The organism is Sphaerisporangium album (genome assembly GCF_003323745.1).
GTDB classification, from domain to species: Bacteria; Actinomycetota; Actinomycetes; order Streptosporangiales; family Streptosporangiaceae; genus Sphaerisporangium; species Sphaerisporangium album.
Window position 1 is genome coordinate 129,158 of sequence record NZ_QOIL01000021.1, and the last position, 16,517, is coordinate 145,674.

At 67.9% G+C, this 16,517-nt stretch carries 11 protein-coding genes; 3 read left to right on the top strand and 8 right to left on the bottom strand.

Annotated elements, in window-relative coordinates:
- Positions 1-17 precede the first annotated feature (17 nt).
- Together DQ384_RS30930 and DQ384_RS40575 are read right to left on the bottom strand one after the other, a co-directional pair.
- Positions 18-752: a hypothetical protein gene (locus DQ384_RS30930; protein ID WP_114032413.1), complete on the bottom strand. Its 735-nt coding sequence runs from the start codon at positions 750-752 to the stop codon at positions 18-20.
- 247 nt (positions 753-999) lie between these two features.
- Positions 1,000-1,203, bottom strand: a complete 204-nt coding sequence (locus tag DQ384_RS40575) for a hypothetical protein (protein WP_147268955.1) — start codon at positions 1,201-1,203, stop codon at positions 1,000-1,002.
- A 188-nt stretch (positions 1,204-1,391) separates the two neighbouring features.
- On the opposite strand from DQ384_RS40575, the gene DQ384_RS43265 reads away from it, so the two are divergent.
- Positions 1,392-1,760 carry a Fic family protein gene (locus DQ384_RS43265; protein WP_245966903.1) on the top strand — a complete coding sequence of 123 codons (369 nt, stop codon included), beginning with the start codon at positions 1,392-1,394 and terminating at the stop codon, positions 1,758-1,760.
- A 92-nt stretch (positions 1,761-1,852) separates the two neighbouring features.
- Here DQ384_RS43265 and DQ384_RS30940 read toward each other — a convergent pair whose 3' ends face one another.
- From DQ384_RS30940 to DQ384_RS43270, 4 genes are all read right to left on the bottom strand, one after another.
- Positions 1,853-6,838 carry a P-loop NTPase family protein gene (locus tag DQ384_RS30940; RefSeq protein WP_114032414.1) on the bottom strand — a complete coding sequence of 1,662 codons (4,986 nt, stop codon included), beginning with the start codon at positions 6,836-6,838 and terminating at the stop codon, positions 1,853-1,855.
- A 13-nt stretch (positions 6,839-6,851) separates the two neighbouring features.
- Positions 6,852-7,145, bottom strand: a complete 294-nt coding sequence (locus DQ384_RS41650; protein ID WP_181871526.1) for a hypothetical protein — start codon at positions 7,143-7,145, stop codon at positions 6,852-6,854.
- A 429-nt stretch (positions 7,146-7,574) separates the two neighbouring features.
- Positions 7,575-8,663: a PIN domain-containing protein gene (locus DQ384_RS30945; RefSeq protein ID WP_114032415.1), complete on the bottom strand. Its 1,089-nt coding sequence runs from the start codon at positions 8,661-8,663 to the stop codon at positions 7,575-7,577.
- A gap of 296 nt (positions 8,664-8,959) precedes the next feature.
- Positions 8,960-9,307 carry an HAD family hydrolase gene (locus tag DQ384_RS43270; protein WP_342769469.1) on the bottom strand — a complete coding sequence of 116 codons (348 nt, stop codon included), beginning with the start codon at positions 9,305-9,307 and terminating at the stop codon, positions 8,960-8,962.
- A 1,251-nt stretch (positions 9,308-10,558) separates the two neighbouring features.
- On the opposite strand from DQ384_RS43270, the gene DQ384_RS43800 reads away from it, so the two are divergent.
- Entirely contained in the window at positions 10,559-11,134 is a 576-nt protein-coding gene (locus tag DQ384_RS43800) for a thermonuclease family protein (RefSeq protein WP_147268956.1), read from the top strand.
- Positions 11,135-11,736: 602 nt separating this feature from the next.
- On the opposite strand, the gene DQ384_RS30960 is transcribed toward DQ384_RS43800, so the two are convergent.
- Positions 11,737-14,820: a TIR domain-containing protein gene (locus DQ384_RS30960; protein WP_181871515.1), complete on the bottom strand. Its 3,084-nt coding sequence runs from the start codon at positions 14,818-14,820 to the stop codon at positions 11,737-11,739.
- Positions 14,821-15,072: 252 nt separating this feature from the next.
- Between DQ384_RS30960 and DQ384_RS41660 the strand changes: the two genes are divergently transcribed.
- Positions 15,073-15,684 (top strand): 5'-nucleotidase C-terminal domain-containing protein, encoded by a 612-nt coding sequence (locus DQ384_RS41660; RefSeq protein ID WP_181871516.1) that lies wholly within the window; start codon positions 15,073-15,075, stop codon positions 15,682-15,684.
- A gap of 286 nt (positions 15,685-15,970) precedes the next feature.
- Here DQ384_RS41660 and rraA read toward each other — a convergent pair whose 3' ends face one another.
- Positions 15,971-16,474, bottom strand: coding sequence for a ribonuclease E activity regulator RraA (gene rraA / locus DQ384_RS30970; protein ID WP_245966905.1), 504 nt, complete (start codon positions 16,472-16,474; stop codon positions 15,971-15,973).
- Positions 16,475-16,517: the final 43 nt, after the last annotated feature.

The following is a 16,517-nucleotide window of genomic DNA, read 5'->3' on the forward strand; positions in this document are numbered from 1 at the left end:
GACGTCACACCAGCCACTCACGGTCGGTACCGCACCTCAACATCGGCGCCCGCGGCCAGCACCGCGCACACGTCCCAATGGGGGTTGGGGCCGGCGGCCTCGAACCCTGCCTGTGCGAGCACGTCGACCACGCTCTTGGCGATCTCGTGCGCGTCTCGCCACTGATCGTCCATCTGCAGGCGGATCTCGTAAGCGTTGTTCAGCCAGACCTCGACGTCACGATCCCCCCGCCGGGTACCCCCGGCTGCGAGCCCCGCGCCGTCCTCGATCGCGTTGATCGCGCGATCCAGGAGCTGGATCGCGTCGAAGACGCCCCGCCGGTCGAGTTCCTGCATCACCTCGGCGGCGAGCAGACTACGAGCTGGGCGCCCGATCTCGGAGCTGAGGTGTGCGAGCAGCTCCTGGTCCAGGTGCCGGGCGGGCTGCCTGGCGAGCTGCAGTTCCTCGCGCGCCCAATCGAGGAGACGAACGAGCAGGACGGGGTCGAGGGAGCGGACGCGGTAGTCCCGATACTTCTTGAGCGCCTTGGCCGGGCTGAGGCTGATCCAGCGAATGAGCAACTCGGTGGCGGGGCGGACCTCCTCGGCCACCCTGCCCCACTCGGACGCAGGCAGCTCGACGGGGCCCCCGAACAGGGCGATCGAGCTGGCGAGCAGGTCTCGCACCTCGACGGCCCGCGTGCCGCCGGACATCGCGGCCCGCTTGTCGATCTCCGCGAGGAGCTCCTCACCGGACCGCTTTCGGAGTTCCACGCGATCCCCGACTTCGGGGGGACCCCATGTGACCCCGACACCCCATGCAACCCCCGGCCGCGTTTAAACCTTGGATTTGCTTCATGAGGTCATCGAGGCTCACGAGGTCCCCTCGAAGTGCCCCTTCTGGCCCTCGCGGAGGCGCCCCATGCGCCCGGGTCACCCCTTGCGCCTATGGTCGCCGCCACCCGCTGGCGACGCGGAGCGACGGCGCGGAACCGATCGCGCTCCGGGCCCGCGGGCCGAGTCAGCCTGCGTCAGCCCCCACGAAGACGTCGACCTGGTGGCGCTCGCACAGCAGGACGTGCACGGCGGGCGCGTAGTGCTCCCACAGCTCGACACCCTCGGGCCCGGAGTGGCGCACCCACCAGCGCGCGCCGCGGGCGAGCCGGACGTAGGCGATGTGGTCGGCGTGCCAGCCGATCGGGCAGACCGCAGCTCTGCAGTCCATGAGCCCTCCATCTCTCGTGACATGGGGGTGGTCTGCGTACGATGCCAGGCCGCCCCCGTTCACGTCGCGGGGTAGGCGCCAGCGCCAAACGACGCCTGTCTGGGACGTGGCGCCCCACCCGGACGCCACCGACCGTGAGGGGCCGGGCGACTTCCGCGAGCACGACATCCACCCCGTTCGCCGAAGGGATGACCCCGCCGTCCTGGACGCTCGTCCCCAGCGAGATCCAGGCCTGGGCCGACGTCTGCGCGCTGGGCAGAAAGCTCGAGACCAAGGAGGACCTCGGGCACCCGTTGCCCGAGGCGCTCGCCAAGATCCACAACTCCTTCGAACGCATCCACCCGTTCATCGACGGAAACGGGCGCACCGGCAGGCTCGTCCTGAACCTCATCCTGGTGCGGCTCGGCTATCCGCCGATCATCGTGTTCAAGCAGCAGCGCGACACCTACCTTCAGGCGCTTCGGCGGGCTGACGCCGGCCAGGCGGGTGGTGAAGACCATTCCGTTGTCGGTGAGGGTGGAGGCGGGTACGGCGTGGGCTGCGACGGCCTGGCGTAAGGTGCCGCGGACGATTGGCCCGGTCACCCGGGGCCAGTGTCACCCACAACGCGTAGCGCTTGTCTCCTAAAAGGCGATGGCGTGGCCGGTGCCTACGCTTCCAACTCACGCTGGATCGAGATTGCGTCCGCTGAACCTCGCGCGGCCAGGCCGTCGAGAAGTTGACGCAAGGCCGGGCGCTGCGCATCGAGGCCATCTGACCGCTCCAGCAGCACGAGGCGTAGCCAATGCGGGGCGTAGCGGCTGTCGCGGAGGATCTGGGCGGCGTCGTCACCGAGCATTAGCAAAGTGAGTTCGACACCGGTCGCCGAGAACGCGAGGCCCTGCGAACCGAGGCACTCGATGAGCCGGTCGCTCAGGCTGGGCCGCGGTGCGTATGCGCCCGTCCAGCGCACGAGTACTGCGACCCATTCCTGGCCCGGCCAACGGGCCCCGGCTGGCCGCTTGGGTAGCAATGATTTGTCGAGGTTTATCGCGTCACGCCAATTCGGCCGATCTTCACCTGGGCCAGATACGTGGCGTGCTCCAGGAAGCAGACAAGCAAGGAGCCTCGGCCAAATCGCGAACAGTCGCTCGCCCTGTTCGCGCGTCAGGGCCTGCTCTGCGAGCGAGGTCAGGAGCCCGGTTAGTTGCTCCGGCACGGTGGAGAACGCGCCGAGGTACTGCTCAAGCAGGACATCGTCATCTGCGAGGACTTGGGTCGCGACCCAAGAGTCAACCTCTCTGCGCCAGACACCGGAGCCGTGGTAGTGGTGACGGGCCCACTTCGTCGGCCAGGTTCGTGAGTCGTGCTCGACGAGCGAGGCCAGGATGCTGCGGGCTGCTTTTCCGTGCTCGCAGTCGCACGTGGCAGCTGTCTTGAGGCCAGGCAGCGCGTCAGCAGCGGCTGAGAGGTCGAAGATGAGCTCCGGTTGCCGAAGAGCCTCATCCAGCGGCTCCGTGAGCCGGACCCGGGGCCGCTCCTGTCCATTCCACGGCCCAATACCAGCGCCCAAGAGCATCTCGTGGTAGACCGCCATCGCTGCGCCGTGATTCACCTGGCGATCCTCATCCCCGTCACAAGGCGCAGACCAAGCAGCTTGGAGCGCCCCAATGAGGCGGTATCGGACCTCGCGGGAGGTGCTCTCAGCCAGCCGCTCAACCGCCGTGGCAACCGTCGCACGCAAGGCACCGCTGGCAGCCAGCAGCTCATCGTTCAGGAGGACCAGGGGTAGGGCCGTCGCGGCGGAACGGTCTGCACCCATGTCCCAGCTCATGTCACGGCCGGAGCGATAGCTCTCTGGTTCGGGCTTGGTCTCGTTTGCGATTCGGGTAAGCACCTCGACAGCCTCGGGGAGCAGGACACGCTCCTTCTCATTGCCAGCTGCCGCACGAACCACGACGGCAGCAGCCGCTGCGGCGCCGGCCTCGTCGACTGAGTGGATGGGATCGGCACCCGGAGTGTCTGCGTTGGCTTGGAGAATTTCCTGCATCTGGGCATACAGTTGTGCGGCGTCAGTTTCGGTCGCTTCACCGTCGCGGATCTTGATAGCGGCCAAGACATAGTTGGCCTGCGTCAGGCTCAGCGTGGCCGCCCTGCCGCCTCCACGTTCGAGTTCCTGTTGCATCGCGGTCGGCACGCCGAGCGATATCTCGATCATGCCTGGGTGGTCAGCGGACGGGGCAATTTCGTAGGAGTCGGAGTTGAAGTTAAGTGCTCGTCGGCGCGGGACAAGGAGCCGCGGGTCATCGTCCGGTGGGTTACCGAGCTCTTCGAGGGATGCCGCAAGCAGGCGTTCACCGACTGCCTTGAGCGCCGCCTTGCGCTCGTCGTCGCCGGTGACGACCAGCGCGAACACGATTTGGTCCGGGGTGACACGCAAGCTTGCTTGGTCATGCGTCGGGTAGCTCATCGTGCCCTCGCCGACGACGCGGCCGATCTCAAGGTCCCAGACGGCGGGGTGCTCTAAGAAGGCGTCAATCAGGTCTCCAGCTGCCGGCAGGTCTGAGACGAGTAAGGAGTAGGCAACGGCCGGGAATGCCAAGCTCGAGCCCGCGCGCAGAACGTCGTCGAGAACGGCGACCAATGGCCTCGTCTGGATCTGAGCCTTCGCCCACTCGCGCAGAGCCATCAGGGCTGACATGGCGACGTACGCGCCGCTTCCCAACCTTCGGTACCACCCCCACGCTGTACCGGGGCCGTCGTACTCGGCAGCCTCGTCCCAATGCGGAAGCTTCAAGGACAGGTGGACCGCGTCCGGTGGATGGCCAAATGACGCCTCGACGCGAAGCCGTGCATCCGTGGCCGCCTCTACGACAGCCCCCACGAGTCGCAGGCCATGCTGCGGCGATCGGTCCAGGAGGACCGCGAAGGGTCCCCACGTCGGCCCAGCCAGGCCGAATCCCAGTCGGCTCGACGTGCGGTGCGAGTGCTCGCGCACACCATCTTCCTCTTCGTATCCGGATAGCCCCGTGCGCCCGCGTCGGCGTCCGGCCCCGGACCTCGTGCGCGCTGGCCGTCGCTCAGGCATGGCCGGATCGAGAGCCATTGGCAGATCGAGGTAATAGCTGCCAGCGATCTCAAGGAGGAGATCAGGATTGTCGCGGGCCAAGGCCGCCGCCACCTCAGGGTCCTCCACCACTACGTCGAGGTCATGCCCTCGTTCCTTCGCGCGTTCAAGCAGCGCGCGGCCCTCAACAGACAGGTGACCGCCAAGCAACCCAACCACGGCCAGCACCACTTCGTAACGCTTGCCGTACCAATCGTCACCTGCCCAGGCAGCGGCAGCAGCGCTCAAGACCGTTGGATCGACGATGAACGCGGTCGGACGGCGCTCGTTCACCTCGACGCTCACGAGCCAGCGCTGGATGAGCCTGGTGGCGAGGTAGGTGAGCCGTTCAGGCAGATCGCGTCCGAGTGTGCCGAGGAGCATCACGACGGGAGCGGCGAGCACGTCATCCAGCTCAAGTGCATCGCCATTAGGCTCGCGCCGCGACGTGGTTGCATATCGACCCGTAACGTCGACGAGCTTGCCAAGGCCCGCGCCGTTGTTGGTCAAAAGATCAGGAGTGAGGGCCGCCAGCACGCCGTCCGGGCTGCCCATAGAGATGAGTGCTTCAAACGGCACCTCCTCCCAGCGGCTCCCGTCCCGGGCCGCGAGGTCCCGGCAGAGGTTGAGGGCCTTGTCCCACGCTCGGCGAACCTCGTTGGCGTCGCTGGCTGCCTCCGCGAGTCTCCGCTGCAGAGCCAGCCTAACCGCTCGGATCAGCGACCGCGGAGCGGTCGCTGACTCCAGCAGCGCAGCGCCGTCGTCGTCACCCAGCCGCATGGCCGTGGCGTAGTCGGCCAAGACGTCGTGGGCGAAGCGGTACGTCGAACGCTGGCGTCGGAAGATGTCGTCGCTGATGAGGCCGCCCACGGCCGCCCCGTCCACGCCAGGCAGGCGACTGCTACCGGCACCCGCGATGACGGCTTCAGCGAGCGTGTTCCAGGCGACATCGCGGTCATGCGCCGAACCCTGACCCGGCACGAGTCCCTCGCTGCGCCGCACGACCTTCTCGTGCACCACGGCGAGGACATCCTCTTCGCCGAGCGCCTCACCCTCCTGGGGTGCAGCTTGAGAGCGGACCATGAGGTCAACCAGATACGGCCGGCGCAGCAGCCGCTTGCTCCGGGGATGACGCAGCAATGGTGCCAGAGCAGGGAAGGCGCCGCTGACCTCGTCGACCTCGGGGTTGGAGAGTTCATCCAGCTCAATGTGCGCCGTGAGCTGATCCCCGAGCCTCTCGCTCAGAGGACCGGCCGCATCCGCCCGGCTCGTAATCACGACTCTCCACGGCGGCGAGTTGGTTCCCGCCGTTGGCGCCGCCTCCAGCAGTGACTCCAGGAGCCGTCCCGCATCCGTCAGAGCGTGCTCAGCTCCGTCAATGAGCAGAACCCGCGGGCCAGTGGTGGGCGCTGCGGCCAGCACCGTGCCGAGATGGGAGACGCCCAGTTCCTGCTGGACGGTGGCCAGGGTGTCGCCGCTGCGGGTCGTGAGGCTAATAGCGACGACCGTAGCCGTCTCGTCAAGGTCCTGGACAGCCCGCCGGGCTAAGACCGACTTGCCGACACCGGCCGCACCGGACACGAGAACGATGCCGCCGCCCCGGATGGCCTCACCGAGCGCCTCAGCCGCGGTTGCTCGCTCCAGCCGCAGCCGTCCGCCCATCTGGTCCACCGTGCGACCCAGCTCCTGGCGGGAGGCGTTGAGCACGCGCCCCAGTTCTACCTGGTGTCGCGGATCCGCCGTCAGGGGGATGCCGCGAGCAAAGAGCGCTGCTCGGAGCATCGAGGCGTCAATCACCCCGGCGTTCGGCCCCCAGGTCTCAGCCAACGTTCGCAGCTCGGAGAAGACGGCGTGTGCATCCGGCCCGCCCGCCGGCAGGATCGTCCCCAGGCGGCTCTGGGTCTCCAACACGTCACGGCCATCGTCACCTACCTCGAAAATCCACACACGCAGGTACTTCAGGAGCTCGTAGGTCAGCTCATCAAACTGGGCGTCGGTCAGGCTCTCGCCGCGCACCTTGATGATCTCGGCCACCGCGCCCTTGACGTGCCCATACCGCGTCCGCACGTCCCCGGCTGTGGCACCCGGGACCAGCACGCCCAAGAAGGTCGTGGCCGTCGCATGGGACCGAGCGATCTCCGTCAGCCGCCGGAGCTGCTCTAATGGTCCACGCGGACCAGAGGCCCCAAACCCCAACTGCAAGCGCCCGGCGGCGAGCGCCTCCCGCTGCTGCCGCAATGTCTCCATACACTGGCCGAGCGCGTCGACGAACGCAGAATCCGAAGCGGTTGGCGACGCGGTGCGCTTGATCTGGAAATCGATGCCGGTCTCAGCCGTGTCGGTACCAGACCGCAGCACGAGATCGTCGAGCGTGTTCCCGGCGACACGCCGCTGGAGCGCCACAGTCACCGGTGGCCCGCTCAGTCCCGGAAGCAAGTCGCCGGTCAAGAGGCGAGCGAGCGCCACGGCGCCGAGGCTGTACTCCTCGATGGTGCCAGCGCCGCCCGTAGCTTCGGGAGATACCTGGTGCTGCGGGGGTTGCGCGGTCATGTCCGTGGTTTCCTCATCGCCGCCATACCTGCGGGACCTCAGCCTCCGGCATCATGTCCAGCTGATTGAAGTCCGGCGACGACGCATCAGCCAGCCAGCCGGCCCACCGGCTAATGACCCCGTCCAGGTCCTGGCCGGTCAGCCTCGTGAACGGCCAGGCCACCTGCATAACGTCCATCCCCGGTGACAGCATACCGGCGGACTCCGGCCCCGGCCCGAGCCCGAACGGCGCCAGTGAAGACGTGCTCGACATCAGAGGGAGGTGCATGAACGCCAGCTCATAACATCCGAACCGGTCTTCTTCCAATGCGTCGCAGTACCAGAGCGCGTGGCTACGGCCTCGTAGCCGTACGGTTGCGTGGAATCCGCAAGCACGCCTACCGCCGTGCCAGTCCTGATGCTGCCGCCGCCCGTCTCACTCCAGCAGATCCCGCAGCGACTCCTTCGCCCGTGGCATGACGACGACCCAGGCATTCTCGGTCTCGCCCCCGTCAATCACCGGCACCACGTTGCGGGCAGCCCCAGTTCCACTAACAGTAGGTCACGCTGCGCCCTGGGCAGCTTGCGGACGAACTTGATAGCCGCGCCCTCGCCTTAACTGGTGGCAGCATACACCGGGCCGAAGCCGCCGCCTTCGATATGCTCTCCGATCTTCCACAGCCTAGTGAGTGGAAGCGAAGTACCGTGCATCAAGATCATTCTCTCGTGGGTGCTCAAGCTGACCATGCCTGTCGTTCTACCGGGCCACGACCGGCCGCCCAACCTCGTACCGGTCGCCAGACAGCCGCACGAACGAGGGGTGTGCCTTCATGATCCGCCGAAGCCCCGCTGCAGTGACGCGCTCGCCGCCGGTCCCGGTCATGACGTCGCGCAGCTCGCCGGGCGTCATCGCCTCCCCACTGCGCGCCAGCGTGCGGGCGCAGCGCTCCGTGAACGACTCACGTCGCCAGGGCGGATCATGCACCGTCACCAGCTCAGCGCGCAGCTCGGCATACTCAGCCATCTGAGCCAGGATCTTCCGCACATACGGGCGCATCTGGTCGAGCATCTCGGCAGCTCCGACCCGCAAATCTGCCCGCTCCTGCCATAGCCGCCGCCCCACCAGTGCAGCCACCACCACGGCGACGGGCATGGTCCATGGGAAACGCCGCCCGAGCTTCACGAGCCCACGGGCGCCAGCGCTCACCAGCTGCGTGCTCATGATCATCATGGCCGTCCGGGCGATCTGCTCGCCTTCGAGCGCTGCCGCCCGCCGCAGCGTCTTCGCCGTGACTGTCCAGTCGCTGACCTCATTGGCGTAGCCAAGCCGGGAGAACACGCCATCCCGCGTGATGATGACCGCTGGCCCGAGGAACGCCGCCACGGCCAGGCTCGGCCAGTCATCCGGGTCGCCTGACGGCTCCGGCAGGCGGATTCCGGCGATCTCCGGCCGCAGGTACTCCCCTATAGGCAGATCCACGACCCGGAAGAGCGGCGCGACCTGCTCCCTCCAGACCGTTATCGCCGCTCCCACGTCGACGCCCATCTTCCGGGCGATGCGGTCCAAATGCTCATTCATCTCGCCAGGCACGTGCTCCGCGACGAAGCACAGCACCCGGCCGGTGAGCACAAGTCGAGTGGCCAGCGACTGGTGACCGGAGCCCGCCTCCATGCAACACGCCGTCGCGATGGCGTTCGTGTCAAGGACCGCCACCAGCTGCGGCTTGCCGGTCGCATGCATCAGGTCAGGCCGGATCCGCCAGGGGTGAGCGTCCTCGCGGGCAGGGACAAGCGCACCCGGCACGGCGAGGCTCGTACTGAGCGCGGGACGGTCCTCAAGGTCCACACGCTCAGCATGGCAGATGGGTCCTGGTGCCGTCTCGCGCAGTGGGCATGTACAAGGCGGTAACGCTCGTCCGTCTGGCCGCCGGTCCGAGTGAGGATGATCTGGCGGATCATCGCGATACGGATCATGGTGAACCACTGCTCCCACTCATGGGGAGACTCGGGTTCACGCTTGGCGTGCAGGAGAAGGCTGGGGCGGCTGTATATAGCGGATGAGCGCCGCCTCGCTGTGGGACATGCACGGGATGATCATGTGGGCAATAGGGACTGAGCGGGGCATTGATGCAGCTCATCCCCCTAAAGCGGGTGCCTTTGAAGGCGCGGGTTCCTGAGCAGGACTTGCACCGCTTCGGTTGTTTGGGTAACGGTGTGGTCTGCCTGTTGTTCATGGTCCGCAGTCGGTCCGCGGTTGATCCAAACTGTGTGCAGGTCGGCGTTGCGACCGCCAGCGATGTCCTTGGTGAGGTGGTCGCCGATCATCCAGCCGCCATCCGTCAGCGACGTCCCGCATCGTCGAGCGGCGATCTCGAACAGGCCGACATCGGGCTTTCGGATGCCCTCGACACCTGACAGAGCCCCAGCCATCGACCACATCCGCCAGGCGGGTCCGCTGGATCTTGCCGAGCTGGTTGTCTGCGGTGCCATTGGTGATGATTCCCACGCGCCAGCCCTCAGCGCGCAGGGCGGAGAGCCCGTCAAGGATCTCGGTGGGACAGCGGACGAGGAACGGCATGCGCCGCCGGTAGGCGGCCCACAGGTCACCGACCGGGTCGAGCAGCCCGAAGTGGTCGCGCACCTTCATGAAGAACATTTCCCGGTGCGGTAGGTCTTGCTCGTCGAGGGCTGTCAGCCAGTCAACCGCGTCAGGACCAAGGCGATGATCCCCGGCAAACTCTGCTGCCCACAGCCGGAACGCGCCACGTAGGTCTATGAGTGTGTCGTCCAGGTCGAAGAGCGCGAGCCGTTGCACAGTTCGTCAGGCTACTGCGCAAGGGTGGTAAGGGAACCCCGCTCAGCAAGTTGGCGTGCTTCCCGGTGTCCCGAAGCTGCTCATCGCTCGGGACAGGTGGGTCACCAATTCAGGGAGACTGAGCGCCAGCGCGAGCCCGATCCTGCTAACAGGACTGCTAACACTGTCCGTGGACACGGGTGGATGAGCTTGAAAGCTGATCGCGACTGGATGCCGTCTGAGCTGGGCGCAGTGGTCATCGGGAGATATCCGTGGACCGTCGTGTCCTGACTCGTAATGCGTAGGTCAAGGGTTCGATTCCCTTAGGCGGCTCCACCCTTGAGCCCCAGGTCATAGCTTCTGGCCTGGGGCCTTGCCGTTCCTTGGGTGGTACTTTGGCCGCCCCGGCTCTACAAGATCATTAGCCGTCGAGGCGCTGGAGACCACTCGCGAAGCTGCTGCGCGATGTCGAGGCCGAGCGCGAGCCTGAGGAGGCCGCGACCCTCGACCACGTCCTGAGGCGCTACCTCCAAGTCGCGGCCTGGAGATCTCCACCCGCGAGCCCCACGAGGGTTGCATCCGCCACACCATCCGGCCCGTGCTCGGCGACGTGAGGATCGGCAAGCTGCGCGCGGTCTGGGTCTCGCCGGCCATTATGCACCCCGGGTTCTGCGTGGCACGCGGGCATCCTACGAGCACAAGTTTTCGTTCTTCGAAGGTCCCGGCGCGGCGAGGCGACAGCGGTGGGTGTCCGGATCCGGACATGGCGACAACCGCGAGTCTTCGTTCCCCGTCTCTCCTGCGTCACTTCACTCACACGAGGAGCTACGTTGCGCGCCCGCCTCTTACTCGCCGGCACCCTAGCCGCCGGCGGCCTTATCGTTCCCTCGCTGCCCGCCGATGCTGCCGCCGCTCCGCCTGGGGCCGTCGCCGCGAAGGTGAAGGCGGTGGTCGACGGGGACACCGTGGACGTCTCCTACAAGGGCAAGACGCTCCGCGTGCGCCTGCTGAATGTGAACGCGCCGAACAAGGGCCAGTGCTGGGCGGCGGCCGCGACGGCGCGCACTGCGGCGCTGCTCCCGGCCGGGAGCACCGTCCGCCTGCTTCGGGACAAGACGGCGCGGGACTCCGCCGGCCGCTACTTGTTCTACGCCTGGAACAGCGGAGGGACGTTCGTTAACCGTAACCTGGTCCGCTACGGGTACGCCAAAGCAGTCCCGGTGGGGGCGAACGCGAGGTACATCAAGCCGCTGCGGGAGGACCAGGCCGCAGCCAAGGCCGCCCGGCTGCGGATCTGGTCGGGCCGGTGCGACGGCGGTCCCCAGCAGACCCCTAAGCCGACCCCTAAGCCGACGCCGAAGCCCACTCCGAAGCCGACGCCTCCGCCGTCGGGGAACGACCCGCGGTTCAGCACCTGCGCCGAGGCCAACCGGAACGGCTATGGCCCGTACTACCGCGACAGGGACCCCGAGTACTACTGGTACCAGGACCGCGACGGGGACGGCGTGGTCTGCGAACGGTAGCCATACCTGGCGCGAGAGCAGCCTTACCAAGAGACGGCAGGCCACTTCGCTATGTCTCGACCTGCGGTCTCTTGACCTCTCGCCCGTGGAAGTGTGCTGGTCAGCACGGGCGGCATCGTGGTGGAGTGTGCATCGTGCTGAACGGCCAGCAGGCGCTGAGGGCGGTTAGCCTTGCTGCCGTGGAATCTGTGTCCTGAGCATTCTGGGCATTCGGCGGTTGAGGTGAGCCCGGCCTCCACCGCCAAGGTGGCAACTTCGCGACTCGCCGTACGAGCCGGCGGAGCGATGCGATCTTGCGCACGCGGTTGCCAACAACGTCCTGGCCAACCGTGGACGCCGGTGGAGGCGGAGCCCCTGCGCCGCCGGGCAGGAGTTGGGCAAACGAACACGCGCGGACGCCGCTGGACGACGTTGACCCGGCTACGGATCAGATGCGCTCTCCGTCCTGACCACTCGAGAGTTCGTCAAGGCCTCGCTGGCAGACAGCCCACTGAATGTTTCTGCTACCAGCATCGGCGAGAACCACGCTGGCAATGCCGCCGATCCCGGGACGCTGGGGCGGCAGCTGCTCATGCTGGTCGAGGGTGCCACCGTCAGGATCGCTAGGAGGGGGAACAGCCTGACCGGTAGGCCAGGCCGGAGACGTGCTGGGTCCACTCGCCGGGGCTCAGCGCACGGCCGGCGATGGCGCACCCGCGCTCGCGCGGATGTGCCAGCACACCGTCCAGCGCCTCCGCGTTCCAAAGCATCAGGCCGTCCGAGGAGCCGGTCACCAGGCTGCGGCCGTCCGGCGTGAAGAGGTGAGGCGGGAACATGTGGCGCGAGCCGGTCAAGGTCGGGACGCGGCGCGGCGTTGCGGGGTCGCTGACCACGTAGAACAGCGCTGACTCGTCACGCCCCCACGGGTCGACGGCAGTGGGAAGCTCGGTATAGCGCCTGCTTCGCCACCGGATGGCCTCGGTGCCCACGACCAGGACGTCGCCGCGCGGGTTGAAGGACAGCGCGTCGACCGTGTTCGGCGTAGAGAGCAAGGCGGTACGCGTGGGCCTCCGGGGATCGCTCAGGCTCCACACCGCCACCTGGTTGCCGGGGAGGCTCACCGCGAGCAGCCGCCGGGCGCCCCGCCCGCCGAACGCCACGGCCAGCGGGGGTTTCCCGATGGGCACATCTATGCGGCGAGGCGCGGCCGGATCGGTCACGTCCCACAAGGACATCGGCCCTTCCGAACCCCACGTGGCCAGCAACCCGCCGGCCGTGTCGAGGACCACCTCGGAGCTCTGGGTGCCTGGCAGCGCGGCCAGCCGCCGGGGCCGTGCGACGTCGCTGACGTCCCAGAGGGTCACCGTGCCGCTCTCTTCGGTCACGGCGAGCACGTTCGCGTGTGGATGGAAGGCGATGGACGACTGCGCCGGCTCCCTGGAGGCCCGGAGCGGTAGGCCGCTTGCTCGCCGCGGGGCCGCGGGGTCGTGTACGTCCCACAACGTGAGATTGTTCCCGTCATCCTGCGTCACCACGGCCAGGAGCGAGCCGTCTGCGTTGAGGGCCAGCGCGGCCGTGTAGCCGTCCGGACGCACCATGCCGAGCTTGCGTGGAAGCCGGCGCGGATCCCACACATGTACCTCCTCCCCGAGGTTCGTCGCCAGCGAGGAGCCAGTGGAGCTTACGGCGACGTGGTGCCAGTCGCCGGGGATCTCCAGGCGCGGGCGCGGCGCCGCGGTGTCGGTCAGGACGACCAGGCGCACCGCTCCGTCGTCGCCGCCAACGGCGAGCAGTCCGCCGTCAGGAGCAAAGCAGAGTTCCGTTACCGCGGTGGGAAAGGGGAGAACGCTCTGTCGCACGGTGCCCGCCCAGACTACGACCGCGCTGCCGCCGCTGCCTCCCGTGACCATTCTCTGCCCATCGGGGCTGAAGGCCACCTGATCGACGGAGTTGGTGAGCATCCCCGACCGACCGACGAGACGTGGCCTGGCTTTGACGGAGACGTCCCAGATCGTGACTGGATCGACGCCGACGGGCAAGCGCAGGGCACCTGTGATCGCCAGCGACCGGCCATCCGGGGAGAAGGCCACCTTCCTGGGTATCAAGGGCTCCTGCCTGATCGTTGCCGCCAGATGCGGGTGTTCGGGCCTGGTCAGGTCCCAGAGCCTCACAGCCATGTCCACACTGGCCGTGGCCAGCAGCTTCTCGTCCGGTGAGAATGCGAGCGCTAAGATGGTCTCGCCGCGCCCGCCGAGCACCGCTAAGCGGCGAGGTCGCTTCGGGTCGTGCAGATCCCACAATGTCGCCCGCCCACCCGAGCCGCCCGCCGCCAGGATCGCGGTACGTGCGCCGAAGGACACCGAGTTGACCGCTCCCGGCTCACGCAGCCCGGCTTTCTGCCGTGCCTCGCGCGTGTCCCAGATGACGATCTGCCCCTGCTCGTCCGCGGCCACCAGGGTCGAGTCCCGGCCGGCGAACGTCAGCGAGGTCACATCGCCGCGGTGCCCGTGCAGAGTGGCGACGCGCCTGGGCATCGCCGGATCCCGGACGTCCCACAGGTGGACGGCCGAGTCCGCGCCTCCCGTCGCAACCGTGTCACCGGACGGGGCGAAGGCCACTGCGGTCACGCGGCCCTGATGGGCCGGGATCGGCGTGGGCAGCCCGCTGTTCAGCGTGGCGGCGGTCAGCGCGCCCGTCGCCTCGTCGCGTACGGTGCCGCCCTCAGGCGCCAGGGCGTAGGCGGCGAGGTCCATCCTGAGCGCCGTCTCGGGGTCGCTGCCCCTCAAGAGGTCGGCCTCCGCGATCAGTCTTCTCACGGATGCGTCTCGCAGATTGTCGAGTGCCTCGGCAGTACGGACGGCCGCGATCACCGCGGCCACTGTGGTGGAGACGAAGAGGAGGCTGAGCGCCGCGATGACCGCGGTCACCACCCGACGGGTCTTGCGATGTTGCCGGACGTCGTCGCCGTCGATCTCATCGGGGTCTCTCCCGTGCACGGCGGCGGCCAGCTGCACGATGCTCTGGCGAAATCGTGGGTTACGCAGGTCCATCTGGGCTTCCTGGCGTGCCCATGTGAGGTCGACATGGAGGGGCTCGTGCCGGAAAGCGCCAAGGAGGATGGGCGGGAGGGCCGTCGACCGCCCACCGTCGAAGTCGCCGCGAGACTCGTCCCAGACGAGTCTGCCATCGGTCACCACAAGGAGCATGCCCTCCGGTGTCTTGTGGTCGAGCCAGAAGCGGATCTCCCTGCTCACCCAGGGGGATTCCGCCGCCTGCGGCGACGCGAACACGATCAGGTATCTGGAGGCGAGGAGGGCACGCTCGATCGAGGGCCCTAGTCCCGGACTGGCGGCCAGGCTCGACTCGTCGCGGAACACGCGCATCGCGCGGAGGCGGTACCAGGGCCGGGCCAGATGGTGAAGTCCGTCCCGGACTGCTGCCGCGAGCACGGCGTCGGGAATCCGGGTGTAGGAGAGGAAGGCGTCGAAATCGGGCCTCTCCGTCCTCTCGTCCGTCACAGTGGTGCGCTTGGCATCGTTTTCGGTTCGCCGGCCCCCCCGAGCCGGGCGACCCCCATGGCGTATCCGTAAATGCGCTGCCGCACTTCTCGCACTTCCTCCCGGGACACGGCGTTGAGCGGCCAAAGTGGATTCGGGTGGTCTGGTGGACTTCAAAGTCTCGCGGGTCGCGGCAAACAGGCCGTACACGTCAGACAGCGGCCGCGATCACGTGGCGACGCGTTTCCGGAGAAGTTCCCGGAGAAGTGGCATCGTCCGCGGTTTCATCACCACGGCTCGACTTTACTTGCGTGCCACCAAATTCGTCAGGTGGCGCCTTCACGAGACGAGCTCGCGCGTGCACGGGGTCGCGGGATCGGGGGCTGTCCAGCGTTGGACGTGTACCAGCCAGGCTTGGGGCTGGTGCCGGCGAGTTCGGCGGACCCGCGGCCGCGGAGGGTCGTGAGCGCCTCGTTCGCCTTCTGCCGGTGGCGCGTCGCGGAGGCGCGGGATCCGGGCGACAGAGAGAAGTTCGGCGCCACCGCCGAGAAGGTCACGCTGACCGCCGCCGGCGGCCCGCTGGCCGAGCTGGTCGCCGACGCCAATCTGGACGCGGTCAGGGCCATCTCCGGCGCGGAGGCCGCGCTCGTCAGCAGCTACGGGTTCCACGCGGACCTGAACGCGGGTCCGGTCACCTACGAGGAACTGGTGGCCACCCAGTCCGCCGGGCTCGCCATCGACGTGTACACGATGACCGGGGCGCGGCTCAAGAAGCTGCTGGCGTACCAGAACCCGTCGGGCTGGGTGCTGACCCCCTCGGCCTCGCTTCGCTACACGGTGGAGGGCGGGGCGGTCACCGAGATCACGCTGAACGGCGCGCCGGTGACCGACACCCAGGTGATCAAGATCGCGGCCAACTACATACTGGGGGGCGGCTGGCAGGGTTTCCCCAGGTGGGAGGGAAGCAACAGCGTCTACCACGGTGGACCGGACGACCAGGGGGCGCTGGCGACCTACATCGCGAAGAACTCGCCGGTCAAGGCGCCGAAGGGTGACCGCGTCACCGTCCGATGAGTGACGCCCGACCGGCCGGGCGGATATGACGCCGGACGGCCGGGCCTGATCGCCGGGCGGAACCCGTTCCGCCCGGCGATTCGCCATCCGGTCGCCTTGGGTGATCGCGCGGCCGGGCCGGGGAGGAGATACCGCGTTCGGAGCCGGGCCGGATGGCCGGGGTCGAGCTCCTGCTCCCGGTCGGCCGTGACCTGATCCAGTTGCGTCACCGCCTCGGCTGCCCTGCCTGCCGTCGCGCACGCCGACCTCGCGACCTCCGCGTTCGTCCTGTGGTCGGCAGAGGTGGTCACGCCGTGACGACCACGATGCCGTCGGCGTCGCTGAAGAGCATGTCGCCGGGCGAGAAGGTCACGCCGCCGAAGCTCACCGGCACGTCGACCTCGCCGGCGCCGGTCTTTGCGCTCTTGCGCGGGTTCGTGCCCAACGCCTTGACGCCCAACGGCAGGGCGGCGAGCGCGAGGGCGTCGCGGACCGCACCATGAAGGACGAGGCCGGCCCAGCCGTTCTGGACCCCGAGGCCGGCGATGACGTCGCCGACGAGGGCCGTGTGGACGGACGCGCCACCGTCGACGACCAGGACCCGTCCCTGGCCCGGCTCGCCGAGCACCTGCTTCACCAGCGCGTTGTCCTCGTGACAGCGGATGGTGCGGACCAGGCCGGCGAAGCGGGGCCGGCCGCCGTACTGTCCGAATTGGACGTCGCATGAGCGCACGTCCTCGCCGATCTGGTCCACCAGGTCGGCCGTCCCCCACTCGCCGGACGCGAACATTTCTTGCATCTTTGTATACATGTATGAAAAGCTACTGGCGCAGCATGATCCGCACAAGGGTTGG

Excerpts from the sequence above, each read along its gene's own strand:
- DQ384_RS40575 (WP_147268955.1), bottom strand. The coding sequence starts at position 1,203 with ATGGACTGCAGAGCTGCGGTCTGCCCGATCGGCTGGCACGCCGACCAC.
- DQ384_RS43265 (WP_245966903.1), top strand. The coding sequence starts at position 1,392 with ATGACCCCGCCGTCCTGGACGCTCGTCCCCAGCGAGATCCAGGCCTGG.
- DQ384_RS30940 (WP_114032414.1), bottom strand. The coding sequence starts at position 6,838 with ATGACCGCGCAACCCCCGCAGCACCAGGTATCTCCCGAAGCTACGGGC.
- DQ384_RS43270 (WP_342769469.1), bottom strand. The coding sequence starts at position 9,307 with ATGGCACCGCAGACAACCAGCTCGGCAAGATCCAGCGGACCCGCCTGG.
- rraA (WP_245966905.1), bottom strand. The coding sequence starts at position 16,474 with ATGTATACAAAGATGCAAGAAATGTTCGCGTCCGGCGAGTGGGGGACG.